Origin of the sequence: Ruminococcus sp. AF31-8BH, from assembly GCF_003460605.1 — a bacterium.
GTDB classification, from domain to species: domain Bacteria; phylum Bacillota; class Clostridia; order Lachnospirales; family Lachnospiraceae; genus Blautia_A; species Blautia_A acetigignens.
Genome location: NZ_QTVN01000004.1, coordinates 1 through 21,434 on the forward strand (window position 1 = coordinate 1; position 21,434 = coordinate 21,434).

19 protein-coding genes and 6 pseudogenes are annotated in these 21,434 nt (G+C 43.8%); 10 read left to right on the forward strand and 15 right to left on the reverse strand.

The genetic code is table 11. The features are described 5' to 3' along the window. Positions 1 to 122: 122 nt before the first annotated feature. Positions 123 to 896 (reverse strand): DUF134 domain-containing protein, encoded by a 774-nt coding sequence (locus DWZ38_RS05965; RefSeq protein WP_117850935.1) that lies wholly within the window; start codon positions 894 to 896, stop codon positions 123 to 125. Positions 897 to 1,010: 114 nt separating this feature from the next. On the opposite strand from DWZ38_RS05965, the gene DWZ38_RS05970 reads away from it, so the two are divergent. After that, a complete protein-coding gene (locus tag DWZ38_RS05970) occupies positions 1,011 to 1,670 on the forward strand; it encodes a Crp/Fnr family transcriptional regulator (RefSeq protein WP_117850937.1) in 660 nt (219 codons plus the stop codon). 22 nt (positions 1,671 to 1,692) lie between these two features. Here the strand turns inward: DWZ38_RS05970 and DWZ38_RS05975 are convergent, their stop codons facing one another. From DWZ38_RS05975 to DWZ38_RS06000, 6 genes and pseudogenes are all read right to left on the reverse strand, one after another. Next, positions 1,693 to 3,384, reverse strand: a complete 1,692-nt coding sequence (locus DWZ38_RS05975) for an FAD-dependent oxidoreductase (RefSeq protein ID WP_117850940.1) — start codon at positions 3,382 to 3,384, stop codon at positions 1,693 to 1,695. A 39-nt stretch (positions 3,385 to 3,423) separates the two neighbouring features. After that, the gene (gene trxA / locus DWZ38_RS05980) at positions 3,424 to 3,729 is read right to left on the reverse strand and encodes a thioredoxin (RefSeq protein WP_117850942.1); all 306 of its coding nucleotides are present in this window, start codon (positions 3,727 to 3,729) and stop codon (positions 3,424 to 3,426) included. A 351-nt stretch (positions 3,730 to 4,080) separates the two neighbouring features. Continuing rightward, positions 4,081 to 4,443, reverse strand: a complete 363-nt coding sequence (locus tag DWZ38_RS05985) for a type II toxin-antitoxin system HicB family antitoxin (protein ID WP_117567313.1) — start codon at positions 4,441 to 4,443, stop codon at positions 4,081 to 4,083. 327 nt (positions 4,444 to 4,770) lie between these two features. Continuing rightward, positions 4,771 to 5,103: pseudogene (locus tag DWZ38_RS23335) on the reverse strand (HEPN domain-containing protein); the annotation flags it as partial. A gap of 75 nt (positions 5,104 to 5,178) precedes the next feature. Beyond that, positions 5,179 to 5,397 (reverse strand): annotated as a pseudogene (locus tag DWZ38_RS22710) (metal-dependent transcriptional regulator); the annotation flags it as partial. A gap of 11 nt (positions 5,398 to 5,408) precedes the next feature. Then, positions 5,409 to 6,092, reverse strand: a pseudogene (locus DWZ38_RS06000) (ATP-binding cassette domain-containing protein); the annotation flags it as partial. A 60-nt stretch (positions 6,093 to 6,152) separates the two neighbouring features. Between DWZ38_RS06000 and DWZ38_RS06005 the strand changes: the two are divergent. The 9 genes and pseudogenes from DWZ38_RS06005 to DWZ38_RS06055 all read left to right on the forward strand — a co-directional run. After that, positions 6,153 to 6,530, forward strand: a pseudogene (locus DWZ38_RS06005) (hypothetical protein); the annotation flags it as partial. A gap of 6 nt (positions 6,531 to 6,536) precedes the next feature. Beyond that, positions 6,537 to 6,644 (forward strand): annotated as a pseudogene (locus tag DWZ38_RS06010) (transposon-transfer assisting family protein); the annotation flags it as partial. Between the two features lie 586 nt (positions 6,645 to 7,230). Next, positions 7,231 to 7,935: a lantibiotic protection ABC transporter ATP-binding protein gene (locus tag DWZ38_RS06020; RefSeq protein WP_173722862.1), complete on the forward strand. Its 705-nt coding sequence runs from the start codon at positions 7,231 to 7,233 to the stop codon at positions 7,933 to 7,935. After that, complete coding sequence (locus DWZ38_RS06025; RefSeq protein WP_025580191.1) at positions 7,936 to 8,682, forward strand: lantibiotic immunity ABC transporter MutE/EpiE family permease subunit; 747 nt, start codon at positions 7,936 to 7,938, stop codon at positions 8,680 to 8,682. It abuts the gene before it with no gap. A gap of 2 nt (positions 8,683 to 8,684) precedes the next feature. Continuing rightward, positions 8,685 to 9,428 (forward strand): lantibiotic immunity ABC transporter MutG family permease subunit, encoded by a 744-nt coding sequence (locus DWZ38_RS06030; protein ID WP_025580193.1) that lies wholly within the window; start codon positions 8,685 to 8,687, stop codon positions 9,426 to 9,428. Continuing rightward, positions 9,421 to 9,798 carry a NisI/SpaI family lantibiotic immunity lipoprotein gene (locus DWZ38_RS06035; protein ID WP_025580194.1) on the forward strand — a complete coding sequence of 126 codons (378 nt, stop codon included), beginning with the start codon at positions 9,421 to 9,423 and terminating at the stop codon, positions 9,796 to 9,798. Before DWZ38_RS06030 ends, DWZ38_RS06035 begins: the two co-directional genes overlap by 8 nt. Before the next feature lie 38 nt (positions 9,799 to 9,836). Beyond that, positions 9,837 to 10,499 (forward strand): response regulator transcription factor, encoded by a 663-nt coding sequence (locus DWZ38_RS06040; protein WP_173701353.1) that lies wholly within the window; start codon positions 9,837 to 9,839, stop codon positions 10,497 to 10,499. Next, positions 10,490 to 11,854, forward strand: a complete 1,365-nt coding sequence (locus DWZ38_RS06045; RefSeq protein WP_117850948.1) for a HAMP domain-containing sensor histidine kinase — start codon at positions 10,490 to 10,492, stop codon at positions 11,852 to 11,854. The genes DWZ38_RS06040 and DWZ38_RS06045 overlap by 10 nt, the downstream gene beginning before the upstream one ends. A gap of 560 nt (positions 11,855 to 12,414) precedes the next feature. Further along, a complete protein-coding gene (locus tag DWZ38_RS06055; protein ID WP_117850953.1) occupies positions 12,415 to 12,840 on the forward strand; it encodes a sigma-70 family RNA polymerase sigma factor in 426 nt (141 codons plus the stop codon). A gap of 70 nt (positions 12,841 to 12,910) precedes the next feature. Here the strand turns inward: DWZ38_RS06055 and DWZ38_RS06065 are convergent. The 8 genes and pseudogenes from DWZ38_RS06065 to DWZ38_RS06105 form a co-directional block, all read right to left on the reverse strand. Then, positions 12,911 to 13,636, reverse strand: a pseudogene (locus DWZ38_RS06065) (recombinase family protein); the annotation flags it as partial. A gap of 98 nt (positions 13,637 to 13,734) precedes the next feature. After that, positions 13,735 to 14,250: a hypothetical protein gene (locus tag DWZ38_RS22715; RefSeq protein WP_243000168.1), complete on the reverse strand. Its 516-nt coding sequence runs from the start codon at positions 14,248 to 14,250 to the stop codon at positions 13,735 to 13,737. An 805-nt stretch (positions 14,251 to 15,055) separates the two neighbouring features. Further along, positions 15,056 to 15,970 (reverse strand): hypothetical protein, encoded by a 915-nt coding sequence (locus tag DWZ38_RS06080; protein WP_117850957.1) that lies wholly within the window; start codon positions 15,968 to 15,970, stop codon positions 15,056 to 15,058. Positions 15,971 to 16,391: 421 nt separating this feature from the next. Beyond that, positions 16,392 to 17,216, reverse strand: a complete 825-nt coding sequence (locus tag DWZ38_RS06085; protein ID WP_117850959.1) for a DUF2007 domain-containing protein — start codon at positions 17,214 to 17,216, stop codon at positions 16,392 to 16,394. Positions 17,217 to 17,267: 51 nt separating this feature from the next. Beyond that, positions 17,268 to 18,890: a recombinase family protein gene (locus tag DWZ38_RS06090; RefSeq protein ID WP_064786799.1), complete on the reverse strand. Its 1,623-nt coding sequence runs from the start codon at positions 18,888 to 18,890 to the stop codon at positions 17,268 to 17,270. A 107-nt stretch (positions 18,891 to 18,997) separates the two neighbouring features. Then, positions 18,998 to 19,183 (reverse strand): hypothetical protein, encoded by a 186-nt coding sequence (locus tag DWZ38_RS06095; protein WP_015540918.1) that lies wholly within the window; start codon positions 19,181 to 19,183, stop codon positions 18,998 to 19,000. A gap of 270 nt (positions 19,184 to 19,453) precedes the next feature. Continuing rightward, the gene (locus DWZ38_RS06100) at positions 19,454 to 20,794 is read right to left on the reverse strand and encodes a virulence-associated E family protein (protein WP_117457313.1); all 1,341 of its coding nucleotides are present in this window, start codon (positions 20,792 to 20,794) and stop codon (positions 19,454 to 19,456) included. Next, positions 20,679 to 21,419, reverse strand: coding sequence for a CHC2 zinc finger domain-containing protein (locus tag DWZ38_RS06105; protein ID WP_055059557.1), 741 nt, complete (start codon positions 21,417 to 21,419; stop codon positions 20,679 to 20,681). Before DWZ38_RS06105 ends, DWZ38_RS06100 begins: the two co-directional genes overlap by 116 nt. Positions 21,420 to 21,434: the final 15 nt, after the last annotated feature.

The following is a 21,434-nucleotide window of genomic DNA, read 5'->3' on the forward strand; positions in this document are numbered from 1 at the left end:
ATATTAATTTGGTTAAAATGAACAACTTAGAATGTTTTTCAAACACGCTCTAGCTCTCGTAAAAAAATAAACCGTGTAGAACATAAGCGTTCAATTACACGGTTTATTTTTTACTATTCTTCTTAATGACAGCTGTGACTTCCACATCCATGCTCTCCGCATGTATGTCCTTCCCCGTGGCTATGTTCGTGGTGAGAACACTTCACATCCGGATTATACTCAAGTGTTTCATTGAGAAAAGCTTCCACCGCCTTATCCGCATCTCCGGAAACTCCTCCGAAAAGCTTAATGCCTGCTGCCGCTAATGCCGTCTGTGCGCCGCCTCCGATTCCGCCACAGATCAAAACATCTGCATGCAATGCATTAAGAAATCCTGCCAATGCACCGTGTCCGCTTCCATTCGTATCTACTACCTCTGAATGTACTACTTTTCCTTCCTCTACATCATAAATCTTAAATGTCTCCGTGTGTCCAAAGTGCTGAAAAATCTGTCCGTTCTCATAGGTTACTGCTATTCTCATTATACCTTCTCCTTTTTCTACTGCATATTTTTGATAAATCTCCTGCTTGTAACATTCTTCAAAGCTGCAGCTGTTACTTTGACCATCACAGATTCTGAAATCCCCGCCTTTTATTCTAAGTGGATGTCCGTCAATGAGTGCATCTGCTATTTTCTTCCTGGCAATCTCGTAAATTCGTTGAACCGTTGTTCTTGCGATCTGCATAGATACTGCACACTGCTCCTGGCTATAGCCTTTCTTGTCCAGAAGGCGGATTGTCTCATATTCATCTACAGTCAGAACAATAGGTGCTTTTTTCTCAGTATCGTCTGCCGGAAGGAATTCTAAAACATTGGGAAAATGGCATACTTTTCTGCATTTTACTGGTCTTGGCATAAACTGCTCCCTTCTCGCTTTTCTTACATATTAACTCTATTATGGGCATATGTCAATTATATAATTGACGTTTCTCCCTAAAACAAGTATACTATACAAAAGGAGATAACTATTATGAGCTTTGAAAATTATTTTCCGGTATGGAATGAATTAAATGCAGCACAAAAGAAACTAATTTCGAACAGTTTAAGCGCACGACAGGTAAAAAGAGGAACAATTATCCATAACGGCAGCCTGGATTGCACTGGATTATTACTGGTTAAATCCGGACAGCTTCGAACTTATATACTTTCAGATGAAGGACGGGAGATTACACTTTACCGCTTGTTCGATATGGATATGTGTCTCTTATCTGCCTCATGTATCATGCGTTCTATTCAATTTGAAGTGACTATTGAGGCAGAAAAAGATACTGATCTTTGGATAATCCCTGCTGAAATCTATAAAAGTATCATGCAAGAATCTGCTCCAGTTGCAAACTATACCAATGAGTTAATGGCTACCCGTTTTTCTGATGTCATGTGGCTGATTGAACAGATCATGTGGAAAAGCCTGGATAAACGCGTTGCTTCTTTTCTATTAGAAGAAACATCCATCGAGGGAACCAATGAACTAAAAATCACCCATGAAACCATTGCCAACCACCTTGGTTCCCACAGGGAGGTTATCACTCGAATGCTCCGATATTTTCAGGAGGAAGGACTTGTCAAACTATCCCGTGGTAAAATCACAATTCTTGATATAAAAAGACTGGAGGTGCTTCAAAAATCATAAAATAATAAATACTTTCAATTTTTTAATAATCCATTCCACATGCATGGGCTCTTTCAATTAATGCACGATCATTAACCACTGCATCATAGAAGCGAAATCCGCCAGAGAAGTTGTATGTTTCATAGCCGTTCCCTTCCAGAATACGACTGGCAATATAGCTGCGCAGCCCACTCTGGCATATCAGATAAACGGGTTTTCCCTTCTCAATTTCATTGATACGTTCCCTTAGTTCATCTACAGGAATATTTTTGAATCCATCAATATGACCTCTGCTGAATTCAGCTACAGTTCTTACATCCAGTAACACAACACTTTTATCTTCAGGAATGGTGTCTACATCTTCCAAATGCCACTGTTTCAGGGTTCCTGCTGCTATGTTGTCTATCATGAAGCCAGCCATATTTACAGGATCCTTAGCAGATGAGTACGGCGGTGCATATGCAAGATCCAGATCTTTCAGCTGGGTTGCCTTCAGTCCTGCATGGATTGCTGTTGCCAGCACATCAATACGTTTATCGACGCCTTCATATCCAATAATTTGTGCACCAAGCAAACGATAGGTTTCCTTTTCAAAAATCACCTTCATAGTCATCACTTTGCCGCCCGGATAATAACCGGCATGACTCATAGGAGAAAGAATCACTGTATCTACATGTAATCCTGCCCTTTTGGCATTGGTTTCATTAATACCTGTAGTGGCTGCTGTCATATCAAATACTTTGATAACAGAGCTTCCCTGACTGCCTAAGTAACGACTATCGCCTCCGCAAATATTATCAGCAATGATCCTTCCCTGTTTATTGGCAGGTCCTGCCAAAGAGATCAATGCATCATCACCAGTAACATAATGTTTTACCTGAACTGCATCACCTGCAGCATAAATGTCCGGTACAGAAGTTTCCATCCTGTCATTCACTATAATACTTCCCCTGATACCAAGCTCCAGGCCAGCCTCTTTTGCTAATGCTGTGTCCGGTGTAACTCCAATTGCCAGCACTACCATATCCGCATGAAGAGATGGATTATCTTTCAACAGAATCTCTACTCCATTGTCCTTTTCTTTAAATCCTTCTACTGTATAGCCCAGAACCAGTTTTATTCCATGCTTTCTCATTTCACTATGAATCATGGATGCCATATCCGAATCAAAAGGATTCATCAGCTGCTTAGGACGTTGAACAATCGTAACCTCCATGCCAAGCTCCCTCAAGTTTTCTGCCAGTTCTAAGCCAATAAAACCACCGCCAGCCAGTACGGCAGATTTTGGATGATTCTTATTAATATATTCCTTGATTCGGAAAGTATCTTCCACTGTACGAAGTGTAAAAAGTTTATCAATACCTACTCCTTGAAGCTTCGGCTGCGTAGGCTTTGCACCTGGAGAAAGAATAAGCTTATCATAATTTTCTTCAAATATTTCATCATTCTCCAAATTCTTTACTGTAACAGTCTTACGATCCGGATGTATAGAGATAACTTCATGATGAATCTTCATATTGATACGAAATCTTTTAAAGAAATTCTCTGGTGTCTGCAGTGTAAGTTTTTCCGGGTCTGTGATTACATCTCCAATGTAGTATGGAAGTCCACAATTTGCATAAGATACGTATCCGGATCTTTCAAATACAGTAATTTCAGCATGTTCATCCAGTCTTCGTATTCTTGCTGCGGCTGTAGCTCCACCGGCTACGCCTCCTATAATTACAATTTTCATCTTGTTTTTTCACCTTTCCTGAGTAAACAGAAATACCTATTAGAGCATTTCTAAAATTGTATTCTTTGATCTCACGCCTGAAACCCTTTGGACAATTTTTCCGTTCTTCATGACTACTAAAGTCGGGATACTCATAATACCGAACTTATTTGCCAGTTCAGGTTGTTCATCTACATTAATTTTGCCAACTTTGATGTCAACACGTTCACTTGCAATCTCCTCGACGGTAGGAGCTACCATACGACAGGGAGCGCACCAAGGAGCCCAAAAATCAAGCAGTACAGGCTTATCGGAATTCATTACTTCGTTCTGAAAATTATTTTTATTGATATTAATTGCAGACATTTTACAGTCCTCCTTATCTTTTTCTTTTATGGCTTTATTATAATCTGAAGTTCATTTGTTTTCTGTGATAACATCACCATACCATTCCAGCTCGTTTCATCGTAAGCTGGAAATACAAAAACAAAGAGACCGGAAATGCCCTGTTTTCAAGGCTTTCCAGTCTCTAAATGTGCGTATTTTATTATTCAAACTCGGCAAGTCCAAAGATATTCTTAAATACATTTGTTTAGGTTTTGTATCTTTTTTGCCGTTATTTTATCTCTGTTGCATATATTATTTTGGCTTGCTGATTTTCTGTTGCCAATTTGTTGCCAGCTTCATTATAACTGATGCGAAAATGTTGTACAACCTTTATTTTGAGAACACTGCATCATTTCTGGAAAGTAGATACACACAATATTGATTCATGCTGATTCCTTCCCGCTGAGAATGTTCTGCCAGTGATCTGTGCAGACTTCGTGGAATTCTCAATTTAAACTGCCCAGAATAATCTTCCAAACTATCTGGTTCATGAATCTCTACGCCTTCTTCTAATGCAGCTTCAATCCATGCTTTTTTTGCATCCAGTGCATTTGCTACCGCACTCTCCACTGTCTCACCACAAGTAATGCAACCAGGCAAATCCGGATAAGAAACTACAAATCCGCCTTCATCTTTGTCTTCCACAATTTCCATACGATAGGACATTGCCATATAATCATTCAGCGTCTTCATCATTCTTCGCCTCACTTTCTACAATCTGCCTTACCATTTCCACATATACTTTCTTGATTGGTTCGTGCTTTGGTATTGTAATTGGCATACACCCTTGTTTTCTGAAAGTGTAATGACTGCTTCCACTTCTTGGTGCATTCATTTCGTATCCGTAGCTTTCCAATACCTTCCGTAACTCATCAAATCGGAGGTCTTTCGATAAATTGCATATACGTGTTATCAGTTTATCCCACTTTGACATTTGTTATACCTCCTACGTATATTATATGTGGTGTCGTATATGGTGTCAATCTTTTTATGTATTATACATTATTTTTATAAAAATCACTATGAGAATTTTGTCTTTAAATACCTTACAAATTCAAGTGCATCCTCATGCATTTGTTCTATATCAGAAAAAGATTTCCCTCTGATTCTATTACTTGTAAATTCAACAAAGGTCTGGTGAGCAATAAGATTACGAATTGCAAAAATTTCCTGAAATGCCTTTAGTTGTCTTTCTTTCTCTTCGTTACCATTTATTTCATTATATACTTTATCCTGAAATTTCTCTCCAAAAAATTTCAATGGTTCTAACATCCGTTTTACTTCCGGTAACTGTCTGCAATCTCCCGAATCTTCAATTCTTCCAAAAGAAAATTTCTGATATACACTTTTATCTCTTTTGTCATTATCAAACCCATATGGTCTGTCTCCATATCTATCAGACTCTCGCTGTGCATAATTTGTATATGCCTCTTCGGCAACCTCGCGGCCTACATCGGTCAGATGGAGAAAATGATCTTCGTCCATAGTGAGAAAGCCGCCGTCCCGCAAGGTAGCCACTGCATTGCACACGCTGGGTTTTGACACCTCCATGTGCCGGGCTACATCTACGGAGCGCACCATACCGAGTTTCTTTTGGAGAACAAGGATAGTTTCCAGGTAGTCCTCCCCGGACGCATGAAGTTTCATCTGAACCTCCTTTACTGAGCCAGCTTCCAGCCGATGGCCTCCTGTCTGGCCGATACAAAATCGGCATACAGGCCCTTTTGCTGGATCAGCTCCGCATGAGTGCCGCGCTGGACGATATGAGCGTTGTCCAGTACAAGGATCTGATCGGCGTTGCGGACGGTTTTCAGACGGTGGGCAATCATGATGATGGTCTTGTCATGGGTCAATGCCTCGATAGCCCGCTGCAATTCATCCTCATTCTCCGGGTCAACGCTGCTTGTTGCCTCGTCCAAAATGATGATAGGTGCGTCCTTCAGCATGGCGCGGGCGATGGAAATCCGCTGTTTCTCGCCACCGGACAAAGTACCGCCTCCCTCGCTAATCACGGTGTCATAGCCATCCGGCAGGGCAGAAATAAAGTTATGGCAGCAAGCCTTTTTCGCCGCTTCAACCACTTGTTCATGGGTAGCATCCGGGCAGCCAAACTTGATATTGTTCTCAATCGTATCTGCAAATAGGTACACGCTCTGGAACACCATCGAGATATTCTTCATCAGGCTGTCCAGCTTGAAATCTCGTACATCCGTACCGCCTATGGTAATTTTTCCGGCATTCACATCCCAAAAACGGGCAATCAGGTTGCACATCGTTGTCTTTCCTGCCCCGGAAGGGCCGACAATGGCCGTAGTCGTTTTTTCGGTAATGGCAAAGCTGACCTGACTATGCCCAAACGCTGTATGAAAAGAAGCTGCTGACCTATCCGGGAACGGACAGCCAAAGCCCACGTTACGGCTTTGCATGACAGCCGGATTGAAACCGAGGCCCGGCGCATCGTGGATAAGCTGAAAGATCTGTCCGCGCCCAACAGCCCCAACAAGACACATTTTATGGTGGAGATCTCACCGCACTTTGACGCACTGGCTTCCACCAAGAACAATGACCGGCTCTTTGCCATGCTGCCCTATAAGTCCCTGTACTTTACCAGCATAAAAGACCGACACGGGGTATATGCCATGATTAACAAAGATGAGCGCCGTGATGTGAGTATTCGCAAGCCCCGGCCATCTATCCGCAAGCAGCTTGCCGACAGCAAACAGGCCACCAGCCCGAAAAAGGCGGCAGCCAGAACCAAGAAAAATGAATTGGAGGTATGAGGAATGATGCACTTTACCGTGGAAGAAGAAAATTTGATCTGTATGTACCACAACGCAGACCGACGCAGGACGATAGGCAAGATCACCGCAGCCATGCCGGGTATGGACGGGGATAGGATAAAGTATTCGCCAACCTCTGCAAACGTGCGGGAGAAGCCTTGAAACTGGCGGTTATCAGCCCCGAAAGGCGTAGGTTACAGTCATTATTAGCCCCCGAAACAGGTACAGACGCGCAGCGGGTGTATCTGTTTCGGGGGTGTGCAGGTGATAGCCGCAAAGCGGCGTAAGAGGGTGCAGCCCTCTTGATCGTTATTCTTGTTCCAGCGGGAAGCTCGGCAACGCTTCCAGCAGCTTTTCTTGTCCGTCCATCCTGATACCCCCGTCAGATTGATTTTTTCCATGATACCATATCTGGGAGTATGGAGCCAGAGAAACCGACGATTTTCTGCTGGTAAATTCTACGCATTTAGAGCGGCACTATGGCGGGGATAGGATAAAACACTCACATACCCCGCCGACTATGCGGGAAAAACCTTGAAATATAGGGCTTTTTAAGGCCCTAAATGCGTAGGTTGGTGCTTTGTTGCGATATGCTCCACGGTTACGGTGTATTGTTCATATTCTGTTTTCGGGAATCTTTATGAAATCTTCAAAATTGCCCGGTATGCTATCCGTAAAATCAAAGAAAGGACTTGATTATATGGATATGATTTTGAAAACGACTGACCTCTGCAAAAATTTCAAGGGGCAAATGGCAGTAAACAATGTGTCACTGAACATCCGGCGCAACTCGGTTTATGGTCTGCTGGGGCCGAATGGGGCTGGCAAATCCACGATCTTAAAAATGCTCACCGGCATTTTGCGCCCCACATCGGGAAGCATCGAGTTTGACGGCCACCCGTGGAAGCGGAATGATCTGGAGCATATCGGTGCTTTGATTGAGATGCCCCCGCTTTACGAAAATCTGACTGCATACGAAAATCTCAAAGTCAGAACTACATTGCTCGGCCTGGACGATGCACGAATTAACGAGGTATTGCAAATTGTCCAGCTCACGAATACCGGCAAGAAACGGGCCGGGCAGTTTTCTCTTGGTATGAAGCAGCGGCTTGGTATTGCTATTGCATTGCTGAACAGTCCCCAGCTTTTGATTCTGGATGAACCGACTAACGGCCTTGACCCTTTAGGGATTGAGGAACTTCGAGAGTTAATTCGCTCTTTTCCCTGCAAAGGGATTACAGTTATTTTGTCCAGCCATATTCTGTCAGAAGTCCAGCAGATTGTAGATCATGTGGGTATCATTGCTGGCGGCGTCCTTGGATATGAGGGAGAGCTTCGCGCCGGTGAAGATTTGGAACAACTCTTTATGGATGTTATTCGCAGAAATGGTAAGGAGGGATATTAAATGGAGATGGCATATATTCAGGCAGAGAACCTAAAGCATAAGAGAACTTTCACAAAAACGCTGATCGTTCTGGCCCCGTTTGTAACTGCGCTTATGAACTTTTTTGCCCCTCTTTGGTTCCAGCTCAATTCTTATAATTGGTGGTATAACCTGCTTTATCCTGGATTCCTTACGCTCACCTGTGCCTTGATTGAACAGCGGGATAATGGCAAACTAAAATATCGTGCCGTTGCTTCATTGCCTGTTTCGCAGAACAAAGTCTGGAAAGCAAAAATTGGAGTGGCCGGTATTTACTCCTGTGTGGGGAATTTCATTTTCCTGGCGCTAAATCTGTTGGGCGGTTTTGCAATATTAGTTATCAACGAAATTCCCCTGACAATCGGAATTTGGCAGGCAGCGGCCGGAACAGCTTGTATTGTCATTGCAAGCCTATGGGAAGTTCCGCTGTGCTTATGGTTATCAAAAAAAGTTGGTATCTTTGTCACGGTTATTCTTAATGCCGGACTTGGAAGCGTTTTAGGGATTTTCACGGCTACAACCTCTTTGTGGATGATCTGCCCGTATAGCTGGGTGCCGCATCTTATGATTTCCGTGTTAGGTATTTTGCCTAATGGTGAGCCGGTTGCAGATCAGAGTACGGCAATGGCATTTTGGATGATTATACTTGTATTGGTCATTTCACTGGCCTGGTTTGCGGCGCTGTCATTTTTAACTGCAAGATGGTTTGAGAAAAAGGAGGTGGGGTAACTATGGTATCTGTGGTTCGCTGCTGGAAAGCAGAATATCAGAAGTGTAAACATAGCATTTTGCTCTATATGCACAGCATGATTCCGATTATATGTGCGGCGATTTTTGCGGGTTACTATCATATATCCAGATGGGAACTGGCAACCAAAATCAGTGCCTATCTGGAAGTGCTGGCCGTTGCGTTCCCGTTTCTGATCGGCATTATTGTGGGCCTGGTTGTTCAGATTGAAAATCAGGCCGGGCATTATCAGCTTTTGTTGGGAACAATCCCATCTCGCATGGCAACGTATATTGGTAAACTTGGTTTTCTGATGATCTGTGCTTTTGGCGCAACATTTTTAGCGTTAGGAACATTCGCTGCACTATATAGGGATGCTCCGGCAAGCCTTTACCTGAAAGCAGGGATTCTATTGTTGATTACCATGCTTCCCATTTACCTGATTCATTTGTTTGTGGGAATGAGCTTCGGAAAAGGTGCATCTATGGGATTGGGAATTGCAGGGAGTTTAATAGCTGCCCTTATGATAACAGGGCTTGGTGACGCTACATGGAAATATATTCCCTGGGCCTGGGGCGTTCGTGCTATGGATTACACTGTGCTTGCATGGGATAGCCCCCAACTGTATGCACAGGTAAAAACCGATTTTTTCAGCGGTATGATTATTTCTGTATGCTGCACTGTTTGTCTGCTGATTGCCAGTTTGGTTTGGTTTCATGGTTGGGAGGGAGGTAAAAACAGTGAATAAAAAGTGCCTGTTTGCCGTGGTAATTGTGCTTGTAAGTCTTATATGCTTATCGGCCTGCGGTGCGCTCCGCGATACCGCCGATAAAAATAAGGCGTTAAATGAATCTCTGCCGTATTATGAGCTGAACGCCGCAAACTATGATGAAATTTCATATAACGGCCTGACATATACCATAACGGATGAATGTCTTGAAATGTCAGAACTGCAAGAAGAAATCGGGCAGGTATCGAAACGCTTCAAAAATGTGGCGGGGGAAGATTTCAGTTTCGGCTACGTTTACAGTATTGTGGATGTGGATATAAGCAATGCCGTAGCTGTAAATATCAACAATGAATATCGGAAAGCTGACATTAAAAATAATGATGAGTAACCTCGACAATGTGGTATAATGGGGCGGGAGGTGATTTTTTGACCCACTTACTTGTAGTTGACGATGAAGTTTCTATCTTGGAATTGATTAAGAACAGTTTGGGGAAAGATGGATATTTGATAACAGTCTGTCAAAATGCGGATGATGTAGACATCAAAAAGCTGCATTTCTATGACCTCATTCTTTTGGATGTGATGATGCCTGGCACAGACGGGTTTGAGTTTTGCAAACAGATCAGGAATATGGTAGACTGCCCGATTCTCTTTCTGACCGCAAAGACATTAGAGGAAGATATATTGTTTGGATTGGGCATCGGTGCGGATGATTATATTACGAAACCTTTTCGTATTCAGGAGCTTCGCGCCCGTGTCGCGGCACATTTACGCAGAGAAAAAAGGGAGCATCACAGCACACTTTCATTTGAGCCTGATATAAGATTTGACCTTTCCGCAAAGGTACTGTATGTTTCAGAACAGCCGGTTCCCCTTACCAAAAGCGAGTATTCAATCTGTGAATACCTTGCGAAAAACCGGGGACAGGTTTTTACAAAAGAACAAATCTATGAAGCCGTTTTCGGGTTTGATGGAATAGGCGATAACTCTACGATCTCAACGCATATAAAAAATATTCGTGCGAAATTGGAGCATTTCAAAATAAGTCCGATCAGCACCCTATGGGGGATAGGATATAAATGGGAGTGAAAAAGAAACCTACATTGAAAATATTGTTTCGCCAGTTTGCTATCTCCCTCATTGTCATGCTGGTAGCGGCAATTATTGTCCCTTCTGGTTTGGAGGGACTTGCTGTAAATGCTGGATTAGCTACAAGAGCAAATCTAAGTGAATTGCAGGTAAAAGAGATCATTCCAACGCTGACGATTGCCCCGGATATTACAAAGGTTGTGATTCCACAGGGATGCGGCTACTTAATTCTGGACAAGAACTTTAATGAGCTTTACAGCAATATGGACGATGATGAGAAAGAAATTGCCCTGCTGTACGCAAAGGGAGAATATATTGAATATGCTACGGGGAGGCAGTTTGCACTTGTTGTCCGGGAAAACGAATTTTGCGTTTTAAGGTATTATATTGGTTCTCAATTTACAGTATCATGGCTACCGGAATATTTTCCATCTCCTGACACGCTTGCGTTTATCCTGATGGCTGTAAATTCGCTGCTGGTCATTATCATACTGACCACCAGATTTGCTAAGAACCTGCGTACACAACTGACCCCGCTTTTTGAAGCAACTGCGGAGGTTTCAAAGCAAAACCTTGATTTTGAAGTAGGACACGCCAAAATCAAAGAGTTTGAAGATGTCCTTGCATCTTTTTCAGATATGAAAGATAATCTGAAAATTTCGTTAGAACGGCAATGGAAAACCGAACAGACACAGAAAGAGCAAATCGCCGCGCTTGCCCATGATTTGAAAACGCCTCTGACGGTTATTCAAGGAAATGCTGATTTACTCACAGAAACAAATCTTGATGATGAGCAACGATTATACGCTGGTTACGTCGTGGAAAGCTCCGGCCAGATGCAGTCATATATTCAAACCCTGATTGATATATCACGGGCGGCGGTTGGTTATCAGCTCCATATTGAAAGTATAGACTTGCCAGCGTTCATGCAGCACTTGTTCGGTTATATGGAATCACTATGCCGGGCAAAAGAAATCCGGCTGCAAATGAATACTGTTTCACTCCCTCAAATGCTGAAATTTGATAGGGTGCTGATAGAACGTGCTCTTATGAATGTTATCAGTAATGGGCTGGACTACTCCCCGCAAGGCGGAACGCTTTATGTGGATGTTCAGAGTAACAACGGTTTCGTGGAAATTTCAGTCACAGACGAGGGAACGGGGTTTTCTAAAGAGGCATTATGCCACGCACAGGAACGATTCTATATGGGCGATCAAAGCCGCAATTCAAAGTTACACTTTGGTATGGGTCTATATATTACAAATTCGATTATGGAACAACATAATGGTCAGCTTATTTTAGAAAATTCAAAAGAAACCGGCGGCGCAAATGTTACTATGAAACTTCCTTGCTGATTTTCCGATAGTGTAATGGACGTCTTTTATGTCCGTCCATTTTTCAAATCTTTATGGAATCTTCAAAACTTCCTCTTATCATGTATCTAAAGAAAAAACATCTGCCCAGCGGCAGAAAAGAAAAAAACCGCTGCTGGGCAGACCCATTTTCACGCTTAATTTATATTCACTGGTGGCGGTTTTGAGAAATCAAGGCCGCTGCTTTCTTTCTGTCATTCCCAGCAGTTAAAGGCATGGCGGCCCACGGGAGGACGCCGCCATGCTGTTTTACTATCATTATAATCTAATCCACTTCTACCGCTTAAAAAAAGCCTTGCCCCGCCACAGGAATATTCCGGCTATGAGTATGAACTATACCATGTAAGAAAACAACAAAACGCTTCAAATCGTCGCCCGGTAGGTTTACGACCTGCCGGGCGATTTTTGTCGATTTTCGCGGATTGTCATTTCCGGCAAAAAATCAGATGGAAAAGAAGGCGGTCAGCAGACCAGGGCCAGCATAGGCCCCTGACAACGGACAGGATCATCCTGCTCACTCCCCACGGAAAGGGGGTGAGAAGATGAAAGTTACCCCTGATGATTACGGGAGGCGCTGCCAGTTTGACCATTTTTGCAAGCTGGTACTGTACCATGAAGCCGTTGACTACTTCCGGGAAAGGAAGCGTCAGCGTGGCTGGGAAACATCCTTTGAAACGCTGCCGCTTTCGGAACTGGACACGCTATGCACGATAGATCAGTACCCCAGCGACAGTTTTATATTTCCGGCCTATGGCTGTGAGCTTCAGATCAGCGACGGGCTGGTGGCCGCTGCCTTTGCCAGCTTGCCCCAGCCGGGACAAAGCATCTTGATACTGCATTGTGTCCTGGAACTGACGGACAGCGAGATCGGCGCGGTGGTGGGAATGTCCCGCAGCGCCGTCCAGCGGCACAGGACTAAGACGCTGGAAACCATGAGAACAAGACTGACGGGAGGTATTGCAGAATGAAGCAGGCCAGATATAAGGAGCCTTTGCCCCTTGCAGTGATCGAGGCGGCCCGCGCCGGTGACGCCGGGGCCTTGTCCTTAAAGTGCTTGCGGGTCTTGAAATTGATGGTATGCCCTAAATACTCTCGTTTTTTTAAAATGTTCACGATGGTAGATGATCCCCATCCATAGGGGTCTTTGACCGGCTTTGAACGGTTCACACCCTCGTTGAAGCGGGCAAGGTGTACAACAGGAATTTCAATCCGGTCTGTGGATAATTTGCAGGCGATCTGGTAAGGCCCATATCACTCCAGCGTGAGGGAGAATATACGGCGTACCACTTCGGCAGCTTCCTCATCTACCAGCCAATGCTCCCGTTTTTCGTCCCATAAGTAGCCGTAAATCACAGTGCCGGTCAGGTGCTTGCCACTCATGCCTTTTGACTTAAACACAAAGCGGATTTTCCGGCTGGTATCACGGGCGTAAAATTCATTCATAATGTTGCGGAACGGGGTAAAATCGTCATCGCCTTTCAGACTGTCCACACCGTCGTTGATGGCAATCAGACGAACGCCTCGCTGCCGCAAAACCTCCATAACTTGACCGACCTTCAGATAGTCGCGTCCTAATCGGCTCATGTCCTTGATGACGATTGCCTCTACACGCCCTGCCTCCACTTCCTCCATTATCGCCAAAAATCCGGGGCGGGCAAAATCCTCTAACATCTGTTTTTGGTTGGATATGGAGTTGCTCTCGCCCTGTAACTCATCGTCCCGGCTCAGGTGCTCGTACAGTGGGGTAATTTTTTCATTTCTCATGGCTGTACCTCCTGAAACAAAAATGCTCTAAGTGATTGCTTCACTAACCATGACAAAATCATGATTAAGAAGTCACTTAGAGCATATATCACCCGATTTCATGATATCATTTCTAATACAGATTTTACCGTATTTTTCAGATTCAGTCCGTCTTTTAATCCCAACCGATAGAAAAACTCTTCTGTATCTGCTCCACTGCTGAAAATTGCATTACAGTATTCCGTAATCACTTCTTCCTGTTCTGGGGATAACGTTTCCAGTAATTTCTGGTATTTCTTATCAATCTCACTTACTGGCTCTTTATCCTGCTTTAACTTCCATTCTGAATATGCTTTCCCCATATGCTCTGTAATTGTCAGATTCACAAATTCCTGCACTTCCTCTGGTATGGTACTCGTAGATTCCTGTTTATCTTTCTTTTTATCATTTGATTTTTCAAGTGTCGTGTCATCAATATAACGAATGATTTCTCGAATATTTGACTTCATCGACTGCAGATATCCTTTCATCAGCACAGCTACTTTTCTAGCATCCGATTTTTCGGTTTCTTTTTCCAGCATATAAAACTCTTCCAGTTCTTTCAGGATATCGCTGAACCATGGAGTTAATATCATTGAAAAAAGGGTATAAAAAAACAGTCTGCCCTGACGGAAAATATTTCCATCAAAACAAACTGTTCTTCATATTCACACTAATTATATTTTCTGAGCATAGCTACTTTTTGCGAAAATCTCAGATAACTCCGGAAAGAAAACAAAGAAAAAAAATATTTTTTAACTCCATTTGCACTCCACTGGAACATCCAGACAGCCCGCAAAGCCTTTATTTATGGGCTTTTTCGCAATTTAGTTGTCATAGGGCAATCTCTTTCATTCTGTTTCGGGGCAAAGTTTTTATCCTTCAGAGTACATAAAGCATAGAACTTTTCTTCCTTAAATAACAGAAATTGCACCTACCCCTTCTTTTATATTCTTATTGCTTCCGTTTTTAGATGTCCTCATAAAATTAAAATTTTATGTCACTTTCCAGACCTCTAAAATCCCTTAAAATAAGGCTTTTCTCCACTTTTCAAATCCTAGAAAACTGCTGCCAGATAATAAAAAAGACCCTGACAGTCTGGAAACTCCAGACCATCAAGGTCATTCTTTATTCTAAATTGCATTTCATGTTTTCACATGATTTTTGTTATTTCACAGGCTGAATCTTTTGCCCTGAAACTGGATAAAAGCCTTTGCCCTGTGACAAGTCCGCTACTCAAACTCGTCTCACAGGAGTTTTATTCCGATAATTTTAATAGCGCTTTCGCTATTTTGGGTCGCTATATTCGCCATATTCGCAGGCATATTTTTTACTGTCATAAAAATTGTACTCAAAACGTACTCATGCATCAAGCCAATAATTTATTCTGATATACAAAAGTTATCTCTCGTTATTGCATTCGTTCCTGAATTCTTCTATCAACTTCTCAAATCCTTCCACGGACATTTTACTATACATTTTGTACCAATATTTCTTTTGAAACAGCAGCACTTTATGTACTGAAAGTTTACATACTTTTATAACAAGCCAACGATGTCTTCTTTGAATTTTTTTATCTTTTTCTTCCTTAAATGACATCCTGACAAACAACAATTCATATTTCGAATAAAGCTCAAGTATATATTCCAACGGTATAATTAGTATTAAATACACAATGGGAATCATAAAACTAATAAAAGTATTTAATGCATCCAGTTCTTTATATTCATGTATTCCAATCTTTATAGTCTCGTATAGTATCCAAAATCCTGCTACTGCAAGAACGATATCTAACAATTTATGTACTTTCTCATATTCCTCTTTTCGCTTTGCAATTACATTCATCATTACGATCATTGTAGTAATTGGAATAATTGCCAATTCGACCCATATGTTGAAAGTAAATGTGCTAATAATGAATTCCAAAATAGCCGTTAATTTCAAATTGTCTTTTAAAACTTTTCTAATATATTCCTCATCTGCCTCTTGTGAAACAGCATTCATGCAATATATCAAACCAGAAAAGAGAAACCAAACTATAATATCTTTAATATAAACGTTATCCCAAAACGGTAAATGATAAAATATTAGAGTTATACCCAAAACATAAAGCAAAATAATACCCCAAAGTATTCTTAACTTCTTACCAAAGAATATTTTTACAACTTTCCAAAACGCCTCTCTAATCTGTCTATGCACCATTGCATACACAAAGAAAATAAAGGCCCAGATTACAGTTGCCCACTCCCTAGTTGATAAAATTCCCATATAGATTTTATTCCCCAATCTGAAGTCTATTCTATTGTTGTTTAACATCAATATTAGTAAGCATCATACATAGTTTAACTGCCATAATACTTACACTCACTTTAATTTGCTGTTGCAGTCAATCTTGCCGACTGCTATAATCAGAACATGGGTGCTACCATACAACGGTAGGCGGTTAGTCCTTCAACAGAGGGACTGTGACCCTCTGATTACATAGAAACCCTTACGGGAATCCACTGGAAAGGAGGGCTAAGCCAATGAGTATTGTAGATTTTATCGCAGTAGTGGGCTTCGGCTTAACCTGCTTTAGTATCGGATACACATTCGGTAAGGATAATCATAAACCACAAAAATAGCCGCCCCAGTCTGGTAAACTAAGCGGCAATTTTTGTCTAACTTTATATCGGACTAACCGTCTATCGGTAGCACTCTTTTTCTATAATCATATTATCACGCTTCAATAGAAATGTCAAAATTTTTCTGATCCCTGAGAATCATCTGCAGCTTCGATAATCTGCAATGCCCTTTTCACTTCATCAGTTTCCACCAATACATCCATACCGTACATACCAAATCCTGATGCGCCATGCATAGAGACACTTGCACCTGCTTCCTGTGAAAAAGCAGCAATTCCATGTTCTTTTAATAGTTCTACAATTCTTCCCGCTTCTACTATGTCTTTGGCATTGTAGATTTTTGTACAACCCAGCTTTGACGTTGGAATATCTCTTTGCTCCCCATTAACCGAAATCCGTCGCCTCTTCCTGTTAAAATATGATAATACCCTGAGAACAATAAATGCCACGATTGTGATTCCACCCAGAAAAAGTAAGGACAAATATATCGTTTGCTTCTCAGTTGCCCCCATTCTTCCCAAGCATATACCATAAAGCACTGAGAAAATTCCTGCACAGATCACACTGGTGAGAAAATCTCTCCATAGTGCCTCTCTCTGAGACAGACCTTTATCCCAGATACCATTATGTACCATAAGAAACGCATATACAATTCCTCCCACCAGAGCAATTAACGTTTCTCCCAGCACCAGACGAAGTTTTACTGCCAATAGGAGCTGTATGATAATAGCTCCTACACTGATCAGGAACATCGATGCAAAAGCAAGATTTCCGGCTTTTAAGGCTTTTTGCTTTACCCACTCTTCATAATCAGCTACTTTGTTTAATGTTTCTTTCATCTCTTTGTTCATGGTCGAACTCCTTTCTCCATCTAGGAGCTCTTTTATTTCAATGTCATAATAATCAGCAAGCTCGATCAGTATACTAATATCTGGCATATTTGATCCGTTCTCCCTTAATTAAAGATATTGTTGGGTAAAAAAGAAAGGTCAGTCGATTTTGCCGATGAAGCGGTAGTAGATTTCTACTTCCTGTTCACGGCTTCCGTCCTCGCCCTTGACAGCTTCGTGGACGGTTATTTTTTCAATTAGAGTGTTCAGAAGTTCGGCGGTCAGCTCCACAGGGTTGACATACTGTTTCATTAGGGCAATCCACTTTTCAGCATCCGCTGCGGTCTGTACGGCGGCTTCCATCGTTTCGTGAAGCTGTCTTATTTTTGCTTCAAGCTCCTTTTGCTCGTTCTGGTACTTCTCGGACAGCATATTGAAGTTATACTCGGTTATGCGTCCGGCAGACCAGTCCTCATACATTTTAGCAAACAGCCCGTCAACCTCGGCTTTACGCTTCTCTGCCTTTTTCAGCTCCGCAGCCTGCTTTTTCTTTGCAGAGTTTCTTTCCCTGTCGCTGGCATTGAGCAGGCGTTTCAGTAGCTTGTCCTCGTCTTTCTGTGCCAGCATAGACCAGTATTGCAGTCTTGCAAGTACATAGGCATACAGTACATCATAGCGGATATAGTGCATGGAACACTGGCGTAATCCCTGTCCGTTTTTGCTGCAATGGTAGTACCCGTATGGGTTTTTGTTCTGCTTGTTTTCCCCATAGGCTAAAGACCATCCGCAGTCTGCACATTTTATCAATCCTGCGAAAATCTGTGTCGTACCGTTTCTGCGTTTCCTGCGTCTGCTTGCAATCAGCTCCTGAACTTTTTGGAACACTTCTTCGGAAATGATGGCTTCGTGGGTATTTTCCACACGATACCATTCTTCCTGCGGCTTCCGCACCTTTTTCTTGTTCTTGAATGAAATGTTGCTCTGCTTGTTGTGAACGCTGTGACCGATGTAGGTTTCCTCTTTCAAAATGCTCTTGACCTGTGCAATCGTCCACGCATAGGCTTTTTCTGCGGGCGCACCGGCGTAGATATTAGCGAAAGTCCCGTATCTTTCATAGTTCAGCCAGCCGGGGGTAGGTACTTTTTCTTCCACCAGAATCCGTGTAATGCTGGCGGCACCCCTCCCGTGTACTGCAAGGTCAAAAATCTTCTCTACAATCCAGCGTGTTTCCGGGTCGATCAGAAGATGACCTTTTTTGTCTGGGTCTTTTACATACCCCAGCGGTGCATAGGCTCCATAGTGTGCGCCATTGGCAAATCTTGTGCGCATGGCAGCCTTGACCTTTTTGCTGGTCTGTCGGGCATGCATTTCATTCAGGATGTTTAAGAAGGGGGCAAGCTCGCTTTCTCCGTTGATGGTGTCCACATTGTCATTGATGGCAATGTAGCGTACTCCCTTGCTGGGGAAATAGATTTCCGTGTACTGACCGGTCAGGATATAGTTTCTTCCCAGACGGGATAAGTCCTTTGTGACAACGCAGTTGATTTTCCCGTCCTCGATGTCATCAATCATCCTTTGGAAACTTGGACGCTCGAAATTTGTCCCGCTCCATCCGTCGTCAATGTACTCGTCTACAACAGTCAGCCCATGCTCTGCGGCATACTGCCTAAGCATCATGCGCTGGGTCTGGATACTGCCGCTTTCCCCCTGTAATTCATCGTCACGGCTCAATCTCAAATATAGTGCAGTGTTATAAATCGTTGTATTGTATGGTTGTTTCACGGTTAAAAATCCTCCTTCTAAAAGAAACAACCCACGCTTATACAATACTCGCTGGTACAAGTATATCATAAGCGTGGGCTGATTGACAGTCGTTATTCCGTATTTTTTCAGGAAGCGGCGGCAGCGTGCTGGATCACATCTTCCAGTAGGCTGTCAAGCGGCTTCCCATCCTGTGCGAAATGCTCCGATACCTTGATACGGACTTTCCCCATGACAAAATACTGGGTGCCGTCTTTTTCGGTAAGCAGGGTGCCGCTGTTTTCGTTGTTGCTCTCGTTTTTGTTTTTTGCCATAGGCAGTTACCTCCATAAATGAAATATGCCCGACAAGGGAATGTCAGGCAGGTGTACAGCCGCAGACTGTCTCCGTGTCAACCAAACCGTGTCAACCGGCAGAAAAGACTTTGAAAACAATCCATAGGCACTCTATTATTACTTTTTACTTTTTCTTTGATTTCTTGGTTGACATGGTTGACAAAGGAGAGAAATGCCCCAAATATCAGGCTTTTCTCCGTCAACTGGCTGTCAACCAAAGCGTCAACCAAACTGTCAACCGGTGGCTTTTCAGAATGGCAGTTCCATTTGCCAGGCTTCTTCTTCCGTGATTTCCTGAAAACCGTCCCCCTCCGGCGGGTCTTGGTTGACACGCTCCCAGCCTTTTTGAGAACCGTATTTCTTATACCGCTTCGGGCTTTTGTAGGCTGCCCAGCCCTGTATGATGCCGCCCGCAATGCCGGTATTCATAATCTCGCAGATTGCCCGTGTCTCCCAGTCTGCCGGGGAATTTAAGTTCCCCAGCGCTTCCTCATAAAGCTGCTTGGAGCATACCCTGTCACCGGTGTAGTCCTCCAAATAGGCGTAGATCATGCCAGCCTGTGTGTCCTCCTGCATGAAGTCCTGCTGATGGGCGTTCAGGTATCGGTTCATTTCTATGCTGAATGACAGCTTATACTTCCCACTGCGGTAAACCGTCATGGCTTCCGCCCACATCTGTTCGATATACGCCCTCGCCGCCGCTTCATCGTCCAGTATGTGAACCTCCGCCCGTTCCGGGTACACCGTCACGGGGAGAAAGCGCCGGTTGCCGGTGCGGTCACGGGGCAAAAAGTCCTGCCGGTTGGTCGTCCCTCCAAATACACATTGCCGCAGCCGGTCTGCCGGATGTGTCTCATACGGCACTTTGTAGGTTTCTTTCTGGCGGCTTAAGAATGACTTGATTTCCTCAATACTCTTGGCGTTGGCTGTGGCGATCATCTCCGACATCTCGATAATCCAATGCCCTTGAAGCTTGCGGTACACATTTTCATCGTCCAGCTTCTTCAAATCGTCTGAAAACCATTCGTCCCTGCCTGCCAGCAGCCGGAAAAAGGTAGATTTCCCGGCTCCCTGACCACCAACCAGACAGAGCATGACCTCAAACTTGCTCCCCGGTCTGAATACCCGCCGGATGGCTCCCATCAGGAACAGTTTCAAGGCTTCATAAGTGTATTCGTCCGTATCGGCTCCCAGAAAGTGATGCAGGGCGTAACGGATGCGCTCTGTGCCGTCCCATTGCAGGTTGTTCAGGTAATCCCTGACCGGATGGTAGCGGTTTTCATTGGCAACAATCTTGATGGCGCTCTGCACCTTTTTCTCGCTGATAAGCCCGTAATTTTCTTCCAGATACAAAAGCAGGTAGTTCATGTCCATGTCGGTCAGCGTGGTACTGGTGCGCTCCCAGCCCAGCGGCTTCACAATGTCAATCTGCTCCGTCAAAAGGTTCAGACGCAGCGCCCCACGAAACAGCGGGTCACGCTGGAACACCGTCAGGCAGTTTCGGATGCTGTTCTTCACGCCGCCTTTCTGCGTCCCCTCTAACGTCTCCCGGATTTCTTCCGGTGTCTGCGCCGGTTCCATTGTGTCCATCGTCCTTTTGACCGCTTCCTGCGTTTCCGGCGGCAAGCTCTGAAATTCGCTGTTCAAGCCGCAGCACCTCCTTTCCCTGTGCGGCGATCAATGCCGCTTTTTCTTCTATTTCTCCGTATAACAAAATATCCAAAAGGTATTCTGTGTAGCTTATCCTCTGCAACGCTTCCACAAAAAGAGGATGCCAGATGGCATCCTGCGGCTGTGGGGCGTATGCTGTTTTCCAATGCTCCAGCAGGCGCTGATAATCGCATAGCACCCGGAAACAATACCGTTCCGTTTCCTGAAATCTCTGCTCCGCTGATTTTTGCCGGGGCTGTGACCTGTTGTGACGCTTCCTATCTGGCGGCGCATTGCCGGATTTCTCATAGGAAACGCCGAAGTCCTCCGCAAGCCTGACCGCAGCTTCCCGTTTCCCCAATCCATGCAGCAAAGCGGCAAAGTCGATCACATCCCCGGAAGCCCCGCAGCCGAAGCAGTAAAAGCGGCTGTCCACTTTCATGCTGGGCGTGCGGTCATTGTGGAATGGACAGCAGACCATGCCGTTTCTCCCCACCCGGATTCCATAGAATGAAGCAGCCTGCCGTGTGGTAACAGACTGTTTCACCGCTTCAAATACATTCAAATGCTCCCTCCGTAA

What these genes read in the sequence shown, in the direction of transcription:
- DWZ38_RS06100 (WP_117457313.1), bottom strand. Translation starts at nt 20,794, where the DNA reads ATGGACACAATGGAACCGGCGCAGACACCGGAAGAAATCCGGGAGACG.
- DWZ38_RS06045 (WP_117850948.1), top strand. Translation starts at nt 10,490, where the DNA reads ATGGGAGTGAAAAAGAAACCTACATTGAAAATATTGTTTCGCCAGTTT.
- DWZ38_RS06055 (WP_117850953.1), top strand. Translation starts at nt 12,415, where the DNA reads ATGAAAGTTACCCCTGATGATTACGGGAGGCGCTGCCAGTTTGACCAT.
- DWZ38_RS05965 (WP_117850935.1), bottom strand. Translation starts at nt 896, where the DNA reads ATGCCAAGACCAGTAAAATGCAGAAAAGTATGCCATTTTCCCAATGTT.
- DWZ38_RS06080 (WP_117850957.1), bottom strand. Translation starts at nt 15,970, where the DNA reads ATGTTAAACAACAATAGAATAGACTTCAGATTGGGGAATAAAATCTAT.
- DWZ38_RS05985 (WP_117567313.1), bottom strand. Translation starts at nt 4,443, where the DNA reads ATGAAGACGCTGAATGATTATATGGCAATGTCCTATCGTATGGAAATT.
- DWZ38_RS06030 (WP_025580193.1), top strand. Translation starts at nt 8,685, where the DNA reads ATGGTATCTGTGGTTCGCTGCTGGAAAGCAGAATATCAGAAGTGTAAA.
- DWZ38_RS22715 (WP_243000168.1), bottom strand. Translation starts at nt 14,250, where the DNA reads ATGATATTAACTCCATGGTTCAGCGATATCCTGAAAGAACTGGAAGAG.
- DWZ38_RS06025 (WP_025580191.1), top strand. Translation starts at nt 7,936, where the DNA reads ATGGAGATGGCATATATTCAGGCAGAGAACCTAAAGCATAAGAGAACT.
- DWZ38_RS06020 (WP_173722862.1), top strand. Translation starts at nt 7,231, where the DNA reads ATGGATATGATTTTGAAAACGACTGACCTCTGCAAAAATTTCAAGGGG.
- trxA (WP_117850942.1), bottom strand. Translation starts at nt 3,729, where the DNA reads ATGTCTGCAATTAATATCAATAAAAATAATTTTCAGAACGAAGTAATG.
- DWZ38_RS05975 (WP_117850940.1), bottom strand. Translation starts at nt 3,384, where the DNA reads ATGAAAATTGTAATTATAGGAGGCGTAGCCGGTGGAGCTACAGCCGCA.
- DWZ38_RS06095 (WP_015540918.1), bottom strand. Translation starts at nt 19,183, where the DNA reads ATGGCAAAAAACAAAAACGAGAGCAACAACGAAAACAGCGGCACCCTG.
- DWZ38_RS05970 (WP_117850937.1), top strand. Translation starts at nt 1,011, where the DNA reads ATGAGCTTTGAAAATTATTTTCCGGTATGGAATGAATTAAATGCAGCA.
- DWZ38_RS06085 (WP_117850959.1), bottom strand. Translation starts at nt 17,216, where the DNA reads ATGCCAGATATTAGTATACTGATCGAGCTTGCTGATTATTATGACATT.